Origin of the sequence: Plantibacter sp. 2H11-2 (assembly GCF_050031945.1) — a bacterium.
Classification (GTDB): Bacteria; Actinomycetota; Actinomycetes; order Actinomycetales; family Microbacteriaceae; genus Plantibacter; species Plantibacter auratus.
In genome coordinates this window covers 257,141-274,432 of sequence record NZ_JBNBBL010000003.1, presented here as the reverse complement: position 1 = coordinate 274,432, position 17,292 = coordinate 257,141, and the positions used below count along the sequence as shown (strand labels likewise).

At 69.8% G+C, this 17,292-nt stretch carries 15 protein-coding genes and 1 pseudogene; all 16 read left to right on the top strand.

Features of this window, described 5'->3' with window-relative positions:
- Positions 1-52: 52 nt before the first annotated feature.
- Positions 53-616, top strand: a complete 564-nt coding sequence (efp, locus tag ACQG07_RS09035) for an elongation factor P (protein WP_056005785.1) — start codon at positions 53-55, stop codon at positions 614-616.
- Positions 613-1,029, top strand: a complete 417-nt coding sequence (gene nusB / locus ACQG07_RS09030) for a transcription antitermination factor NusB (RefSeq protein WP_064293834.1) — start codon at positions 613-615, stop codon at positions 1,027-1,029. Before efp ends, nusB begins: the two co-directional genes overlap by 4 nt.
- Positions 1,030-1,031: 2 nt before the next feature.
- Positions 1,032-1,442: a VOC family protein gene (locus ACQG07_RS09025; protein ID WP_194644832.1), complete on the top strand. Its 411-nt coding sequence runs from the start codon at positions 1,032-1,034 to the stop codon at positions 1,440-1,442.
- Positions 1,443-1,510: 68 nt separating this feature from the next.
- A pseudogene (gene pyrR / locus ACQG07_RS09020) lies at positions 1,511-2,056 on the top strand (bifunctional pyr operon transcriptional regulator/uracil phosphoribosyltransferase PyrR); the annotation flags it as partial.
- Positions 2,053-3,012 (top strand): aspartate carbamoyltransferase catalytic subunit, encoded by a 960-nt coding sequence (locus ACQG07_RS09015; protein ID WP_071260160.1) that lies wholly within the window; start codon positions 2,053-2,055, stop codon positions 3,010-3,012. The pseudogene pyrR and the gene ACQG07_RS09015, both read left to right, overlap by 4 nt.
- The gene (locus tag ACQG07_RS09010; protein ID WP_426738057.1) at positions 3,005-4,372 is read left to right on the top strand and encodes a dihydroorotase; all 1,368 of its coding nucleotides are present in this window, start codon (positions 3,005-3,007) and stop codon (positions 4,370-4,372) included. The genes ACQG07_RS09015 and ACQG07_RS09010 overlap by 8 nt, the downstream gene beginning before the upstream one ends.
- Positions 4,372-4,959 carry a hypothetical protein gene (locus ACQG07_RS09005; protein WP_426738056.1) on the top strand — a complete coding sequence of 196 codons (588 nt, stop codon included), beginning with the start codon at positions 4,372-4,374 and terminating at the stop codon, positions 4,957-4,959. Before ACQG07_RS09010 ends, ACQG07_RS09005 begins: the two co-directional genes overlap by 1 nt.
- Positions 4,960-4,961: 2 nt before the next feature.
- Positions 4,962-6,128 (top strand): glutamine-hydrolyzing carbamoyl-phosphate synthase small subunit, encoded by a 1,167-nt coding sequence (carA, locus tag ACQG07_RS09000; protein ID WP_085510883.1) that lies wholly within the window; start codon positions 4,962-4,964, stop codon positions 6,126-6,128.
- On the top strand, positions 6,128-9,418 hold the full coding sequence (carB, locus tag ACQG07_RS08995) for a carbamoyl-phosphate synthase large subunit (protein ID WP_086473290.1): 3,291 nt from the start codon (positions 6,128-6,130) through the stop codon (positions 9,416-9,418). The genes carA and carB overlap by 1 nt, the downstream gene beginning before the upstream one ends.
- Complete coding sequence (gene pyrF, locus ACQG07_RS08990; RefSeq protein ID WP_192004906.1) at positions 9,415-10,260, top strand: orotidine-5'-phosphate decarboxylase; 846 nt, start codon at positions 9,415-9,417, stop codon at positions 10,258-10,260. The genes carB and pyrF overlap by 4 nt, the downstream gene beginning before the upstream one ends.
- A 28-nt stretch (positions 10,261-10,288) precedes the next feature.
- A complete protein-coding gene (gene gmk / locus ACQG07_RS08985) occupies positions 10,289-11,167 on the top strand; it encodes a guanylate kinase (RefSeq protein ID WP_064293842.1) in 879 nt (292 codons plus the stop codon).
- A gap of 68 nt (positions 11,168-11,235) precedes the next feature.
- Positions 11,236-11,493, top strand: a complete 258-nt coding sequence (gene rpoZ / locus ACQG07_RS08980) for a DNA-directed RNA polymerase subunit omega (RefSeq protein ID WP_056005756.1) — start codon at positions 11,236-11,238, stop codon at positions 11,491-11,493.
- Between the two features lie 202 nt (positions 11,494-11,695).
- A complete protein-coding gene (metK, locus tag ACQG07_RS08975; protein ID WP_426738055.1) occupies positions 11,696-12,889 on the top strand; it encodes a methionine adenosyltransferase in 1,194 nt (397 codons plus the stop codon).
- Positions 12,890-12,915: 26 nt separating this feature from the next.
- Positions 12,916-14,850, top strand: coding sequence for a primosomal protein N' (locus ACQG07_RS08970; RefSeq protein ID WP_426738054.1), 1,935 nt, complete (start codon positions 12,916-12,918; stop codon positions 14,848-14,850).
- A gap of 28 nt (positions 14,851-14,878) precedes the next feature.
- Entirely contained in the window at positions 14,879-15,808 is a 930-nt protein-coding gene (gene fmt / locus ACQG07_RS08965; RefSeq protein ID WP_274499942.1) for a methionyl-tRNA formyltransferase, read from the top strand.
- Entirely contained in the window at positions 15,805-17,292 is a 1,488-nt protein-coding gene (locus ACQG07_RS08960; protein ID WP_426738053.1) for an RsmB/NOP family class I SAM-dependent RNA methyltransferase, read from the top strand. Before fmt ends, ACQG07_RS08960 begins: the two co-directional genes overlap by 4 nt.

The window sequence follows — 17,292 nt, the reverse complement described above, 5'->3', positions numbered from 1 at the left end:
TTCGTTGGGTCGTATCCGGCCGCACACTTTCCACGAACGGACATTCTCGCGCATGGCTTCTACCGCTGACATCAAGAACGGCATCGTCCTGAACATCGACGGGCAGCTCTGGACGGTGATCGAGTTCCAGCACGTCAAGCCGGGCAAGGGTGGCGCGTTCGTCCGCACCAAGATGAAGAACATCATGACCGGCAAGGTCGTCGACAAGACGTACAACGCCGGCACGAAGATCGACGTCGAGAACGTCGACCGCCGCGACTTCACCTACCTGTACGCGGACGGCGACTCCTTCGTCTTCATGGACAAGAGCGACTACGACCAGATCACCATCCCCGCCGTCGTCGTCGGCGACACCAAGAACTTCCTCCTCGAGAACCAGGACGTCACGGTCGCCCTCAACAACGGCAACCCACTGTACGTCGAGCTCCCCGCGTCGGTCATCCTCGAGGTCACCTACACGGAACCAGGGCTCCAGGGCGACCGCTCGACCGGTGGCACGAAGCCGGCGACCGTCGAGACCGGCTACGAGATCCAGGTCCCGCTCTTCCTCGAGACCGGCACCAAGGTCAAGGTCGACACCCGCACGGGTGACTACCTCGGTCGCGTCAACGAGTGAGCGCTCGTACCAAGGCGCGCAAGCGCGCCCTCGATCTGCTGTACCAGGCCGACGTCCGTCAGCAGACCCTCGCTGAAGTCCTGTCCGCAGAAGCGTCTCGCGCTGTCAGCGAGCCCGACCGCCAGGCCTCGTGGTTGTACGCGCGAGAGATCGTCGACGGCGTCGGTGACCACGCCGAGGAGATCGACGAACAGATCGAGACCTACGCGCAGGGCTGGACGCTCGCGCGGATGCCCACGGTCGACCGGGCCATCCTCCGGATCGCGATCTGGGAGATCCTGTTCAACGACGAGGTGCCGCACGGCGTCGCCATCGACGAAGCGGTCGAGGCGGCCAAGACGCTGTCGACCGACGACTCGGCCGGCTTCATCAACGGCCTACTCGGCAAGATCTCGCAGATCAACCCGCGGTGACGATGAGCGACGAGACCGGTCCGGCCCTGCCGCTGAAGCGCGTGCACCACATCGCGATCATCGCCAGCGACTACGAGCGCTCGAAGCGCTTCTACACCTCGGTGCTCGGCTGCGAGCTGCTCACCGAGGTGTACCGGGCCGAGCGCGACTCCTGGATGGGCGACCTCGCCCTGAACGGTGAATACCTCATCGAGCTGTTCTCCTTCCCGGACCCGCCGGCACGCGCATCCGGACCCGAAGCGCTCGGACTGCGGCACCTCGCCTTCGCGGTCGACGACGTCGACGCCGGCCACGCCCGTCTGGTGGAGCTGGGTGTCCGCGTCGAAGACGTCCGGATCGACCCGCACACCTCGCGGAAGATGCTGTTCTTCTTCGATCCCGACGGCCTCCCGTTGGAGCTCTACGAGGCCTGATCCGACTGCTAGGCTCGGGTGTTGACCAAGACAACCTTTAAGACCGTCCAGAGAGGCGGAGAAGGGAGTCGGCGATGAGCGCACGTACCGTGCTGCACGAAGCTGACATCGCGCGGGCGTTGACTCGGATCTCCCACGAGATCCTCGAGTCCAACCGCGGAGCAGACGACCTCGTGATCCTGGGCATCCCGACGCGCGGGGTCATCCTCGCGAAGCGGATCGCCGCCACGATCTCCTCGATCTCGGGCGCGACCATCGTCTCGGGTGCACTCGACGTCACGATGTACCGCGACGACCTGGCGAAGCACCCGACCCGTGCACCGCAACCCACGACGCTGCCGCCACAGGGGATCGACGGGCGCACGGTCGTCCTCGTCGACGACGTCCTGTACTCGGGACGCACGATCCGTGCCGCCCTCGACGCTCTGACCGACCTGGGCCGCCCGCGCGTCGTGCGGCTCGCTGCTCTCGTCGACCGCGGGCACCGCGAGCTCCCCATCCGACCGGACTTCGTGGGGAAGAACCTGCCCTCCTCGCAGGCGGAGCGCATCTTCGTCCGGCTCACCGAGTTCGACGGCGACGACTCGGTGACGATCGAGGGGAGCAGCGAATGAGGCACCTGCTGTCGACGAAGACCCTCACCCGCGACGAGGCGATCGAGATCCTCGACGTCGCGGAGGACATGGCCGAGACACAGTTCCGCGAGGTCCGCAAGCTCCCGACCCTCCGTGGGAAGACGGTCGTCAACCTCTTCTTCGAGGACTCGACCCGCACGCGCATCTCGTTCGAGGCTGCCGCCAAACGGCTGTCCGCAGACGTCATCACCTTCAGCGCGAAGGGGTCGAGCGTCTCGAAGGGCGAGAGCCTGAAGGACACCGCACAGACCCTCGCCGCGATGCATGCCGACGCCGTCGTGATCCGACACTCCGCCTCCGGTGCGCCGCAGACCCTCGCCGACAGCGGCTGGATCGACGCCGGCATCCTGAACGCGGGGGACGGGACGCACGAGCACCCGACGCAGGCCCTCCTGGACGCGTTCACGATGCGCAAGCGCCTCCACGGCGAGCGTTCCCGCGGTCGCGCGCTCGACGGGGTGGCGGTGACGATCGTCGGCGACATCCTGCATTCCCGGGTCGCCCGCTCGAACGTCTGGCTGCTCGACACGCTCGGCGCCGAGGTCACCCTCGTCGCCCCGCCGACACTGCTTCCGGTGGACCTCGGCCCCTGGCCGGCAACCGTCCGCTACGACCTGGACGACGCGATCGCCCAGCGTCCCGACGTGCTGATGATGCTCCGGATCCAGTCCGAACGCATGCACGCCGCCTTTTTCCCGAACAGCCGGGAGTATTCCAGGCGCTGGGGGCTCGACGACGAGCGGCTCGCCCGCCTCGATCCGGCTAGCATTGTCATGCACCCCGGGCCGATGAACCGCGGTCTGGAGATCTCGTCCGGGGCAGCCGACTCACCCCGGTCGACCGTCCTCGAACAGGTCGCCAACGGGGTGTCGGTCCGGATGGCCGCGTTGTACCTGCTGCTGTCCGGCGATCGAGAGGAATCCACCCGTGTCTGAGCACACTTCGAACCACGACGTCACCCTGATCACCGGAGCGACGCTCGCCGACGGGACACGCACCGACCTCCTCCTGCGCGACGGTCGGATCGCGGAACGCGGCACCGGGCTGAGCGCCGTCGGCGCGACCGTCGTCGACGCGGACGGCCTCCTCGCGCTACCCGGGCTCGTCGACCTCCACACGCACCTCCGGGAACCCGGGTTCGAACAGAGCGAGACGGTGCTCACCGGCACGCGTGCCGCAGCCGCCGGCGGCTTCACCGCGGTGTTCGCGATGGCCAACACCTCGCCGGTGGCCGATACGGCCGGGGTCGTCGAGCAGGAGCAGTCGCTCGGTGAGCGCGCCGGCTACGCGACGGTGCAGCCGATCGGTGCCGTGACGGTCGGACTCGCCGGGGAACGACTCGCCGAACTCGGCGCCATGGCCTCCTCGCGTGCCAAAGTCCGCGTCTTCTCGGACGACGGCCTCTGCGTGTCCGACCCGCTGCTCATGCGTCGCGCTCTGGAGTACGTGAAGGCCTTCGACGGCGTGATCGCCCAGCACGCGCAGGAGCCCCGGCTCACCGTCGGTGCGCAGATGAACGAGGGCGCCCTCTCCGGCGAACTCGGGCTCACCGGGTGGCCTGCGGTCGCCGAGGAGTCGATCATCGCCCGCGACGTGCTCCTCGCCGAGCACGTGGGTTCGCGCCTCCACATCTGCCACGTCTCGACGGCCGGTTCCGTCGACGTCATCCGCTGGGCGAAGGCCCGGGGCATCCCCGTCACGGCCGAGGTCACGCCACACCACCTGCTCCTCACGGAGGAGCTGGTGTCCAGCTACGACGCCCGGTACAAGGTGAACCCACCCCTGCGACGCGCGGAGGACGTCCAGGCACTGCGCGAGGCCCTCGCAGACGGCACGATCGACATCGTCGCGACGGACCACGCACCGCACCCGGTCGAGGCCAAGGACTGCGAGTGGGACGCCGCCGCGAACGGCATGGTGGGCCTCGAGTCCGCCCTCTCCGTCGTGCACGCGTCGATGGTCGCGACCGGGCTCCTGGACTGGAACGACGTGGCCCGGGTGCTCTCGGCGACGCCGGCGAGGATCGGACGGATCACCGGGCAGGGGGCTTCGGTCGAGGCCGGCGCTCCGGCGGAGGTCGTGCTCTACGACACCGCCGCCACCCGTCCGTTCGGCACGGCCGACCTTGCCGGCAAGGGCGTGAACTCGCCCTACCTCGGACTGGAGCTGCCCGGGCGCGTCGTCGCCACCTTCCACCGGGGCTACGCGACCGTCCTGGACGGCGCCGTGCTCCCGACGGAGCAGGTCGCGGCCGCAGCACGCCGTGCCGCGCGATCCGCGGAGGTCGAGCACTGATGGACGGGCGGATCCTCGCGGCCGTCCTCGTCGCCCTCGTCCTCCTCGGTATCCTCGCCCTCATGGCCCTCGCCTGGCGACGCCGCGTCGCGCGCGACGCCCAGGTCGGTCCCCTCGCGGAGCTCCCCGACCCGCGGCCGGTCCCGTCACTGACGGTCGAGGTCCTCTACGTCGCGACGTCGAAGCACGACCAGCCGCTCGAACGGCTGGCGTTGCAGGGACTGCGCTACCGATCCCGGGTCACGCTCGAGCTCGGTGCCGCCGGAGTCGTCGTCGACGTCCCGGGGGAGCGGCCGACGTTCATCCCGGCGACGAGCATCGTCGGCGTCGACCAGACCAACCTCACGATCGACCGCGTCGTCGAGCCGGGCGGGCTCATCCGCCTGAGCTGGCGCCCCGTCCCGACGGTGATCGCGGACAGCACCTTCCGCGTCCTCGAGCAGGCGGACCGCGCCCGCATCATCGACACCGTCACGAGCCTCATCCCCGCCGCGGACGCCGGATTCCGGCCGACCGGCACCCCAGACACCGTCGCCGACATCACCTCGGCCGACGACTCCACCCCACCGCCTCACGAGAGGGCTTGACCATGACCTCCTTCACCCCACCCAGTCCAGCGGTACTCGTCCTCGAGGACGGTAACCGCTACGTCGGGCACGCCTACGGCGCGACCGGCCGCACGCTCGGCGAGGTCGTCTTCGCCACCGGCATGACCGGCTACCAGGAGACGCTGACCGACCCGTCCTACGCCGGACAGATCGTCCTGATGACCGCGCCGCACATCGGCAACACCGGCGTCAACCGCGAGGACATGGAGTCCGCCCGCGTCTGGGTCGCCGGATACGTGGTGCGTGACGCGTCGCGCGTCGTCTCGAACTTCCGAGCGGACCGCTCGCTCGACGACGAACTCGTCCAGGACGGCGTCGTGGGCATCAGCGGCATCGACACCCGCGCGGTGACCCGGCACATCCGTTCCGCCGGTTCCATGCGCGGCGGCGTGTTCTCCGGCGAGGACTTCGAGTTGTCCGGCGCCGAGCAGCTCAGTCTCGTCCGGGCCGGCGCGCAGATGGCCGGTCTGAACCTGTCGAGCCAGGTCTCCACGACCGAGCAGTACACCGTGCCGGCGGTGGGCGAGCGCGTCGGTTCCGTCGCGGTCCTCGACCTCGGCGTCAAGACGTCGACGCTCAACCACCTCGCCGCTCGCGGCTTCGACGTCGTGGTGCTGCCGCAGTCGGTGACCTCGGCCGAGGTCCTCGCGCTCGAACCGTCCGCACTGTTCTTCTCCAACGGCCCCGGTGACCCGGCTGCGAGCGACGCGCACGTCGCCCTCCTGCAGGACGTGCTCCGCGCGGGCGTGCCGTACTTCGGCATCTGCTTCGGCAACCAGCTGCTCGGGCGCGCGCTCGGCTTCGAGACCTACAAGCTGCCGTTCGGTCACCGCGGGATCAACCAGCCGGTCCTCGACAAGGCGACCGGTCGGGTGGAGATCACCTCGCAGAACCACGGTTTCGCGGTCGACCTGCCGATCGAGGGCAGACACGAGACGCCCGCTGGGTTCGGTCTCGCCGAGGTCAGCCACTACAGCCTGAACGACGAGGTCGTCGAGGGCATCAACTGCATCGACATCCCCGCGTTCTCGGTCCAGTACCACCCCGAGTCCGCCTCGGGTCCGCACGACGCGGTCTACCTGTTCGACCGGTTCCGCGACCTCGTGACCGGCCACGCCACCACTTCCAGCACCAAGGAGAACAACTAGTGCCCAAGCGCGACGACATCAACAGCGTCCTCGTCATCGGCTCCGGGCCGATCGTCATCGGGCAGGCCGCCGAGTTCGACTACTCGGGCACCCAGGCATGCCGCGTGCTGCGCGAGGAGGGCGTCCGGGTCATCCTCGTCAACTCGAACCCGGCGACCATCATGACCGACCCCGACTTCGCCGACGCGACCTACGTCGAGCCGATCACCTGGCAGGTCATCGAGACGATCATCGCGAAGGAGAAGCCCGACGCGATCCTGCCGACCCTCGGCGGCCAGACGGCGTTGAACGCCGCGATCCAGCTGCACGAGCACGGCATCCTCGAGAAGTACGACGTCGAGCTCATCGGCGCGAACTTCGAGGCGATCAACAAGGGCGAGGACCGCCAGATCTTCAAGCAGCTCGTGCTCGACGCGGGCGCGGACGTGGCCCGTTCGTACATCGCCCACACGGTCGAGGAGGCCGTCGGCTACGCCGAGGACCTCGGCTACCCGCTGGTCGTGCGCCCCTCGTTCACCATGGGCGGCCTCGGCTCGGGATTCGCATACACCGAGACGGAGCTCCGTCGGATCGTCGGCGACGGCCTCCACCAGAGCCCGACCACCGAGGTGCTCCTCGAGGAGTCGATCCTCGGCTGGAAGGAGTACGAGCTCGAGCTCATGCGCGACACGGCCGACAACACCGTCGTCGTCTGCTCGATCGAGAACGTCGACCCGGTCGGCGTGCACACCGGCGACTCCATCACGGTGGCCCCCGCCCTGACGCTGACGGACCGCGAGTACCAGAAGCTCCGCGACATCGGTATCGACATCATCCGCGCGGTCGGCGTCGACACCGGCGGCTGCAACATCCAGTTCGCGGTCGACCCGGCCGACGGCCGCATCATCGTCATCGAGATGAACCCGCGCGTCTCCCGCTCGAGTGCCCTCGCCTCGAAGGCGACCGGCTTCCCGATCGCGAAGATCGCGGCGAAGCTGGCCATCGGGTACCGCCTCGACGAGATCCCGAACGACATCACGAAGGTCACGCCCGCGAGCTTCGAGCCCACGCTCGACTACGTCGTCGTGAAGGTCCCGCGCTTCGCGTTCGAGAAGTTCCCCGCCGCCGACCCGACGCTCACGACCACCATGAAGTCGGTGGGTGAGGCGATGGCCATCGGACGCAACTACGCCACCGCCCTGCAGAAGGCGCTGCGGTCGCTCGAGAAGCGCGGTTCCAGCTTCCACTGGGGCGACGAGTCCCGCAGCGTCGAGGAACTGCTCGAGGTCATGAAGACCCCGACCGACGGCCGCATCGTCGTCGTGCAGCAGGCGCTCCGCAAGGGTGCCACCGCAGAGCAGGTCTTCGAGGCCACCAAGATCGACCCGTGGTTCATCGATCAGATCGTCCTGATCAACGACGTCGCCGACTGGATCGCCGCGGCGGAACGCCTCGACACCGAGGTGCTCCGTACCGCGAAGAACCACGGCTTCTCGGATGCGCAGATCGGTCAGCTGCGCGGGTTCGGCGAGCAGGAGGTGCGCGAGGTCCGGCACATCCTGGGAGTCCGCCCGGTCTACAAGACGGTCGACACGTGCGCCGGCGAGTTCCCGGCCCTCACCCCGTACCACTACTCGAGCTACGACACGGAGACCGAGGTGGTCGCGAGCGACCGCCGCAAGGTGGTCATCCTCGGGTCCGGCCCGAACCGCATCGGCCAGGGCATCGAGTTCGACTACTCCTGCGTGCACGCGTCCTTCGCGCTGCAGGCCGCCGGCTTCGAGACCATCATGATCAACTGCAACCCGGAGACGGTCTCCACGGACTACGACACGAGCGACCGACTCTACTTCGAGCCGCTCACGCTCGAGGACGTCCTCGAGGTCATCCACGCCGAGAGCGAGTCGGGCGAACTCGTCGGTGTCGTCGTCCAGCTCGGTGGACAGACGGCGCTCGGGCTTGCGAAGGGGCTCGAGGCCGCAGGCGTCCCGATCCTCGGCACCACGCCGACCGCCATCGACCTCGCCGAGGAGCGCGGCCAGTTCCAGGAGATCCTGGACGCCGCCGGCCTCGTCGCACCGAAGAACGGCACCGCGGTGGAGATCGAGGGTGCGCTGCGCGTCGCCGAGGAGATCGGCTACCCGGTCCTCGTCCGCCCGAGCTTCGTGCTCGGCGGACGCGGCATGGAGATCATCTACGACAGCGCCTCGCTCACGGACTACTTCGTGCGCATCGAGGACCAGGGCATCGTGGGCCCGGCCCAGCCGCTGCTCGTCGACCACTTCCTCGACGACGCGATCGAGATCGACGTCGACGCCCTGTTCGACGGCGAGGAGCTCTACATCGGTGGCGTCATGGAGCACATCGAGGAGGCCGGTATCCACTCGGGCGACTCGAGCTGCACCCTCCCGCCCGTCTCGCTCGGTCGCGCCGAGATCGACCGCGTGCGGAACGCGACGCTCGCGATCGCCCAGGGGATCGGCGTGCGTGGTCTCCTGAACGTCCAGTTCGCGATCGGCGCCGGCATCCTCTACGTCATCGAGGCGAACCCGCGTGCGTCCCGCACCGTGCCGTTCGTGTCGAAGGCGCTCGGCATCCCGCTGGCGAAGGCCGCGTCACTCATCATGACCGGTGCGACGGTCGCCGAGCTCAAGGACTCGGGGCTCCTGCCCCCGGTCGACGGCTCCCGCGTGCCGATCGACTCCCCGGTGTCGGTCAAGGAGGCTGTGCTGCCCTTCAAGCGCTTCCGCACGAAGGACGGCCAGATCGTCGACAGTGTGCTCGGCCCGGAGATGCGCTCCACCGGCGAGGTGATGGGCATCGACAAGGACTTCCCGCGCGCGTTCGCGAAGAGCCAGGAGGCGGCCTACGGCGGCCTGCCGTCGAGCGGAACGGTGTTCGTCTCGGTCTCCGACCGCGACAAGCGTTCGATCATCCTGCCGGTGCTGCGCCTCCAACAGCTCGGGTTCGACATCCTCGCGACCGACGGCACGGCCGAGGTACTGAACCGGAACGGCATCAGTGCCCGGACGGTGCGCAAGTACAGCGAGACCACGGCCGCGGGCGAGGACGACTCGATCGTCGACCTGATCAACCGCGACGAGGTCGACATGGTCATCAACACCCCGAGTGGCCGGTCGGCTCGCGCGGACGGCTACGAGATCCGCGCGGCTGCTGTCGCGGCTGACAAGCCGCTCTTCACGACGATCGCGCAGCTCACCGCAGCGGTCGGCTCCTTCGAGGCACTCGGCGGGGGCTTCGAGGTCCGCTCGCTCCAGGAGTACGCACTCGATCGGGCTGCGCGCTCGTGACGGCTTCCTTCGGAACCCGACTGGACGAGGTCTTCGTCCGGTCGGGCCGACTCTGCGTCGGCATCGATCCGCACCGCTTCCTGCTCGAGGCGTGGGGACTGCCCGACACCGCCGCCGGCGCGGGGGCCTTCGGCCTCGCCGTCGTCGAGGCCGCAGCGGGTCGCGCCGGGATCGTCAAGCCGCAGGTGGCGTTCTTCGAACGGTTCGGGTCGGCCGGGTACATCGCCCTCGAAGGGGTCCTCGCCGCGGCACGCGACGCCGGGCTCCTCGTGATCGGCGACGCCAAGCGCGGTGAGATCGGGACGAGCATGGAGGGCTATGCCGAAGCGTGGCTGACCCCCGGTTCACCGCTGGAGGTCGACGCCCTCACCGTGAACCCCTATCTCGGCTTCGGCTCACTGCAGCCGGTACTCGAGCTCGCCGAGCAGCACGGCAAGGGCGTGTTCGTGCTGACGGCGACCTCGAACCCGGAGGGTCGCGACGTCCAGCTCGCCGAGGACAGGGCCGGCCTCACCGTCGCGGCGTCGATGCTCGAGGAGATCGACCACTGGAACGCACGGCACCACCCCGGGGCGACCGGTTCGATCGGTGCGGTCATCGGAGCCACGCTCCGTCTCGAGGAGTTCGGCCTGACGGAGGTACCGCCGACGACCACGCTCCCGATCCTGGCACCCGGGTTCGGCCACCAGGGGGCCTCGGTCGCCGACCTCGGATCCATCTACGGCGACCTCGCGCCGGGCGTCATCGTCTCCGAGTCCCGGAGCATCCTCGCGGCCGGACCGTCGGGGATCGCGGACGCCGTCGAACGTTCCGTCGCAGCCGTGAGGAGCGCCCGTGGTTGACCAGGAGCAGGACCAGCCCAGTAGGAACATGCCGGAGGTCGATCGGGCCGCAGCCTCGCGTGAGGCCGTTCGCAAACGCCGCGCCCGCGCGACCGTCAAGGCGTCCATCGCCTCCGGCGCCCGCACCCCGTTGGAGGTGCTCGACGCCGCGACCGCCGATCCGGACGGTATCGAGGGCGGCATCCGCATCACCGAGTACCTCCTCAGCATCCCGAGTGTCGGCGTCACCAAACTGGGGCGAATCCTCGAATCGCTCGGCATCTCTTCGGTCAAGCGCCTCGGCGGTCTCGGCCGACTGCAGCGGGATCGCCTCCGCGCCTTCATCGCAGAACGCTACCCGGGCACCGCGCGCAGCAGACTCGTCGTGCTCGCCGGCCCGACGGCCGTCGGCAAGGGGACGGTGGCCGCCTACATCCGCGACCACTACCCGGAGGTGCACCTCTCCGTCTCGGCCACGACACGCAAGCCCCGGCCGGGGGAGCAGCACGAGGTGAACTACTACTTCGTGACCGACGACGAGTTCGACGGCCTCATCGAGGGCGACCGCCTGCTGGAGCACGCCACGGTCCACAACGCGTACCGCTACGGCACGCCACGCGAGCCGATCGAGCGAGCGCTCGCGGCCGGCGACAGCGCATTGCTCGAGATCGACATCCAGGGTGCCAGGCAGGTCCGGGAGGCGATGCCGGAGGCGACCCTGGTGTTCCTGCTGCCCCCGAGCTGGGACGAACTGGTCCGTCGACTGGTCGGACGAGGCACCGAGGACGAGGAGGAACGGGAGCGCCGACTGCGCACCGCGAAGGTCGAACTGGCCGCCGCGGACGAGTTCGACCACCGTGTCGTCAACGACGACGTGGCCCGCGCGGCCCAAGAGGTCGTAGACTTGATGAAGATTCACGGGGATTGACGTCCGACGCGCACCCCGCATCGATCCGATCTTCCCCGAACACAACCACACGAGGAGTGTGAACCTGCATGGCTGACAAGCTCAAGGGCATCATCGATCCGCCCATCGACTCTCTGCTCACCAAGGTCGAGTCCAAGTACGCACTCGTGATCTTCGCGTCCAAGCGCGCGCGCCAGATCAACGACTACTACGCCGACCTCCACGAGGGCAGCCTGTTCGACAACGTCGGGCCGCTGGTCGATTCGTCCGTCGAGGACAAGCCGCTCTCGATCGCGATGCACGAGATCAACGAGGACAAGCTCCAGATCAAGCCGATCGCCGAATAACCGCTTCACCACGACGAATCCGCCGGGCGCCAGACGACCGGCGGATTCGTCGTGTCGGGCCCGTTCCCACCACCGCGACGCCTTGCGTCATGGACGGACGACGTGTCCGAGGCCTCGACTAGAGTGATGAACGGTCCGGCCCCGGAACACCGCGACGGCCGATCCCTCCACCATCGCATCACCACTTCCGACGGGAGACCGCATGACCGAGCTGCGCCTGTTCACCTCCGAATCCGTGACCGAGGGGCATCCCGACAAGATCTGCGACCAGATCTCGGACAGCATCCTCGACGCGCTCCTCGAGGTGGATCCGCGCAGTCGAGTCGCCGTCGAGACGCTCGTCACCACCGGTCTCGTCCATGTCGCCGGTGAGGTCTCCACGAGCGGCTACGTCGACATCCCGACGATCGTCCGCGAGCGCATCCGGTCCATCGGCTACACCTCGTCCGACATCGGATTCGACGGCGACTCCTGCGGCGTGAGCGTGTCGATCGGCTCGCAGTCCGCGGACATCGCCGCCGGAGTCGACCATGCCTTCGAGTCCCGCGAGCAGTCCAGTGTCGACGCCTACGACCTCCAGGGCGCCGGCGACCAGGGCATCATGTTCGGGTTCGCGACCACCGAGACGCCGCAGTACATGCCGCTGCCCAGCTGGATCGCACACCGTCTCGCGGAGCGACTCGCCGAGGTCCGCAAGTCCGGCCAGCTCGACTACCTGCGCCCGGACGGCAAGACCCAGGTCACCATCGGATACGACGGCTTCCTCCCGAAGACTGTGGAGACGGTCGTGGTCTCCACGCAACACAATCCGGGTGTCTCCACGGAGCAGCTGCGTCGCGACGTCCAGCGTCACGTCATCGAACCGGTCCTCGCGACGGTCGAACTCGACAGCTCGAACGTGACGCACCTGATCAACCCGACCGGCATCTTCGTCGTCGGTGGCCCGATGGGCGACGCGGGGCTCACCGGACGCAAGATCATCATCGACACCTACGGCGGAGCGGCTCGACACGGCGGTGGAGCCTTCAGCGGGAAGGACCCGTCGAAGGTGGACCGCTCGGCCGCATACGCCATGCGCTGGGTGGCGAAGAACGCGGTCGCCGCCGGATTCGCCGAACGTCTCGAGGTGCAGGTCGCCTACGCCATCGGCAAGGCCGCGCCGGTCGGGCTCTACGTCGAGACCTTCGGGACGGCCCATGTGCCGGAGGCGGACATCACGCGCTCGATCCGCGACGTCTTCGATCTCCGTCCGGCCGCGATCATCGCCGACCTCGACCTCATCCGCCCCATCTACGCCGCAACGGCGGCGTACGGGCACTTCGGCCGCGAGCTCCCCGACTTCACGTGGGAGCGTCTCGACCGGGTGGAGGCGTTGCGGTCAGCAGCCGGGCTGTAGCCGTGGTCGGCGCGAGGGTCGCCAGGGTGGTACTCGACTCCCCGTTGCCACAGCTCGACCATCTGTTCGACTACGCCATTCCCGACGAGCTGGCCGATGACGCCGTGCTCGGCGCGCGCGTCTCGGTCCCGTTGCGCTCGGCCGGGCGGTCGGCGAACGGGTTCATCGTGGACCTCGCCGACTCGAGCGAGTTCGGCGGGGCGCTCAGCCCGCTGAGCTCGGTCGTGTCGTCGGTACCGGTCCTGACCCCGACCCTGTGGACGCTCGCTCGCCGTGTCGCGGATCGCAGCGCCGGCAGCGCGATGGACGTCCTGCGTCTCGCGATCCCGCCGCGACAGGTCCGGGTGGAGAAGACCTGGGCCGCCGCGGCCCCGCCGGAGCCTCCGTCGGTCGAGCGGCGCACCGTCCCGGGGTTCGCCCCCGGCTCCCTCGACCGGCTCGCGCCGGGGGAGCGGTACGCGATCAGCGCGATCCCCACCCTGACCGCGACGAGCGCGGGCGTCTGGCTCCCGGACTGGTCCTTCACGCTGGCGGCTCTCGCCGTGAACCAGCTGGCCGAGGGCAGAAGCGCGATCCTGTGCGTCCCCGACTACCGGGACGTCGAACACCTCCTTGCGGCGCTCGACGACCTCGGTGTCGGTGCCGCGGTCGCGAGGGCCGACGCCAAGCAGACCCCCGCTGCTCGCTACCGCTCCTACCTGGACGGACTGCATCCGGTGCCGCGGATCGTCGTCGGCAACCGGTCGGCCGTCTATGCACCGGCGCACGACCTCGGACTCATCGCCCTCTGGGACGACGGCGACCCCCTCCATCAGGAGCAGCTCGCCCCCTATGTGCACGCCCGCGACGTCGCGTTGACCCGGCAGGAGATGAGCGGATCCGCCCTTGTCTTCGCCGCGCATTCGCGCAGTACCGAGACGCAGCGACTCGTCGAACTCGGCTGGCTGCACGAGGTCGCACCCACCCCGCCGATACGACCGAGAGTCGTCGTGTGCCGGGCCAGCGGCGACGACGCCATGACGAGCCAGGCGAGGATCCCGTCGAGCGCGTGGCGCGCGGTCGACGAGGCATTGCATCACGGACCCGTGCTGGTCCAGGTCGCGCGGCCGGGGTACGCGCCGCACCTCGCCTGTCGACGGTGCGGGACGAGGGCCCACTGCTCGGTGTGCCACGGTCCACTCCAACTCGCCACAGCCCGTTCGCAGCCCTCCTGCCGTTGGTGCGGTCACCTCGCGGCTGGGTGGTCGTGCGAGACCTGTCACGACACCGCGTTCCGCGTCACGGCCGCCGGCACCGGCCGGACCGCCGAGGAACTGGGCCGGGCGTTCCCCCGGTACCGGGTCGTGGTGTCGGACGGAGACGCCCCCAAGTTCGAGGTCGGCCCGGAGCCGGCGCTGGTGATCGCGACCCGAGGCGCGGAGCCCGTCGCCGCGGGCGGCTATGCCGCCGTCCTCCTGGTCGACGCCGACCGCATGCTGGCGCGGGAGTCGCTCCGCGTCGCCGAGGACTGCCTGCGGTGGTGGTCGAACGCCGCAGCTCTGGCCGCTCCACGCGCGCCGGTGCTCCTGATCGGCGTCGAGGCCCCCGTGGCGAACGCCTTCGCCCTCTGGCAGCAACCGCGGTTCGCGAGTGAGGAACTCGCCGAGCGCAGAGAGCTCGGGTTCCCTCCCGCGGTCCGGAGCGCGACCCTCACCGGCACCCGCGACGCCGTCGATGCCGCTCTCGCCGCACTGCCCGCCGAGTACCGGAGCCGCGTGCTCGGCCCGACCGTCGACGAAGCGGGGGACAGCGTCGCGATCCTGCGGGTCGACTACGGCCACGCCAGGGCGGTCGCCGAGCAGTTGCGGGCGACCGTCGTCGCGCAGGCGGCGAAGCGTCGACGGCCGACCCCCGGCAGGCGGGCGCCGAAAGCCCCGCCTACACTCAGAGTACGATTCGACGATCCGGAGATGCTGTCATGATCCACCCCGTCCACGAAGTCCGAACCGCATGAGGCTGGTCTTCGCCGGCACCCCCGCCGTCGCCGTCCCGACGCTCGACGCCCTCGTCTCGGCCGGGCACGAGATCGCGGCCGTCGTCACTCGACCCGACGCCCCGCTCGGCCGCAAGCGGATCCTGACCCCGTCACCGGTGGCAGCGGCCGCCGAACGGCTCGGGCTCCCGGTCATCCGCGCTGCACGTCTCGACGACGACGCGACCGCGCGGATCGTCGCGCTCCGTGCGGAACTCGGCGTGATCGTCGCGTACGGCGGACTCGTCCGCGAACCCCTCCTGTCCGCGCCGGCACACGGTTGGATCAATCTGCACTTCTCATTGCTGCCGGCCTGGCGCGGCGCGGCTCCCGTCCAGCGGTCCGTGATGGCCGGAGACGCGGTCACCGGTGCATCGGTCTTCCAGCTCGTGCCGGCTCTCGACGCCGGAGACGTCTTCGCGACGGTGGAGACGCCGATCGGCGAGGGCGAGACCTCGGGGGAGCTCCTCGACCGCCTCGCCGAGCTCGGCGCACCGCTCACCGCGGAGGTCGTCGCCGCCATCGCCGCCGGCACCGCGGTCGCGGCCCCGCAGCAGGGCGAGGTGTCGCTCGCGCCGAAGCTCGACGGCCAGGACGGTCGGATCGTCTGGGACCGCCCCGTCGCCGACGTGTGGTCGCAGATCCGCGGGGTGACGCCCGAACCGGGCGCGTTCACCCTCCTCGACGAGTCACGGCTGAAGGTGCACCGTGCCGTCCCCGCGACGACCATGCCGACGGACCCACCGGCGCCCGGGACGATCGCGTCCATCGACGGCCTCGTCCTGGTCGGCACGGCGGACACACCGTTGCAACTGCTGCAGGTGCAGCCGGCCGGGCGCACGGCGATGCCCGCCGCCGACTGGTGGCGCGGCGCGTCCGCTGGAACCGATCGGCTGGTCACCGCGTGAGCGGCCAGCAGCCCGAGGGCCAGCGACGCCGCGACCGACGGCCCCGCGACGAGGAACCCCGCCGCGGACGCCAGCGTCCCACGCGTCCGCGTGACTCGGCGACCGTGCAGCCGGCACGCCGAGTGGCCTTCGACGTCATCCACGCCGTCAGCACCTCGGACGCCTACGCGAACCTCCTCCTGCCACACCGGCTGGCCGAGGCGAAGTTGAGTCCGGCGGACGCCGGCCTCGCGACCGAGCTGACGTACGGCACCCTTCGCCGACGCGGGTACTACGACCGCGTCATCGCGCACGCGGCGAAGCGTCCCGTGACCGAGATCGACGACGCCATCCTCGACGTCCTGCGGCTCGGTGCCCATCAGCTGCTCTCCATGCGCGTCGCAGGCCACGCCGCCGTGAACGAGTCCGTCGAACTCGCCCGGTCCGCCGGTTCGCGGTCGGCGGCCGGCTTCACCAACGGTGTCCTCCGCACCATCTCGCGGACCGAACCCGCCGAGTGGGAGCGGATCCTGCTGGGTGAGGTCACGAACGACACCGATCGCCTGGCAGTGAGCACCGCCCACCCGTCGTGGGTCGTTCGGGCCATCAGGCAGGCGCTCGACCTGCAGGACCGCGGCGACGAACTCGAGGAGGCGCTGGCCGCGGACAACCTCGCCCCGCAGGTGAACCTCATCGCGCTCCCGGGGCTCGCCGATCGGCCCGAGGACGCCGAGCCGAACCGCTTCTCCCCATACGGCTTCCGCAACCCCGGCGGCGACCCGGTCCAGCTCGTCGGGACCGGCGGCGGCCGCCTCCGCGTCCAGGACGAGGGCTCGCAGCTCGCCGCGCTCGCGCTGACGCGGGCGGTACCGGTGCGGCCCGGCGAGCGATGGCTCGACCTGTGCGCGGGCCCGGGTGGCAAGGCGGCACTCCTGGCCGCCGAGGCTCTCGCCGGGGAGGCACGCCTCGATGCGAACGAACTGGTCCCTGCGAGGGCCCGTCTCGTGGAACGCGCCCTCGCAGGTGTCCCGCTCGAGGTGTCGGTCTCGACCGCCGACGGCACGAAGCTCGCTGCGGAGCATCCCGGGAGCTACGACCGAATCCTCCTCGACGCCCCGTGCACCGGGCTCGGCGCGCTGCGACGACGACCGGAGGCGCGGTGGCGGAAGACCCCGAAGGACGTCTCCGAACTCACCCGACTGCAGGGCTCACTGCTCGACGCCGCCATCACCGCGCTCGCTCCCGGCGGGATCGTGGCGTACGTGACGTGTTCGCCGCACGTCGGCGAGACGGCACTGATCGTGGAGAGCGCGCTGCGAGCCCACCCCGGGATGGAGCGACTCGACACCTCCGCGGTGCTCGACCAGGTCACGACCGAACCGCTCGACGCCGCGGCGCCCGGTGGCGCGGTCCAGCTCTGGCCGCACCGACAGGGCACCGACGCCATGTACATCGCGCTGCTCCGCAAGCCCGCGGAGTCGGCCGGACCCACCGTCGATCGATAG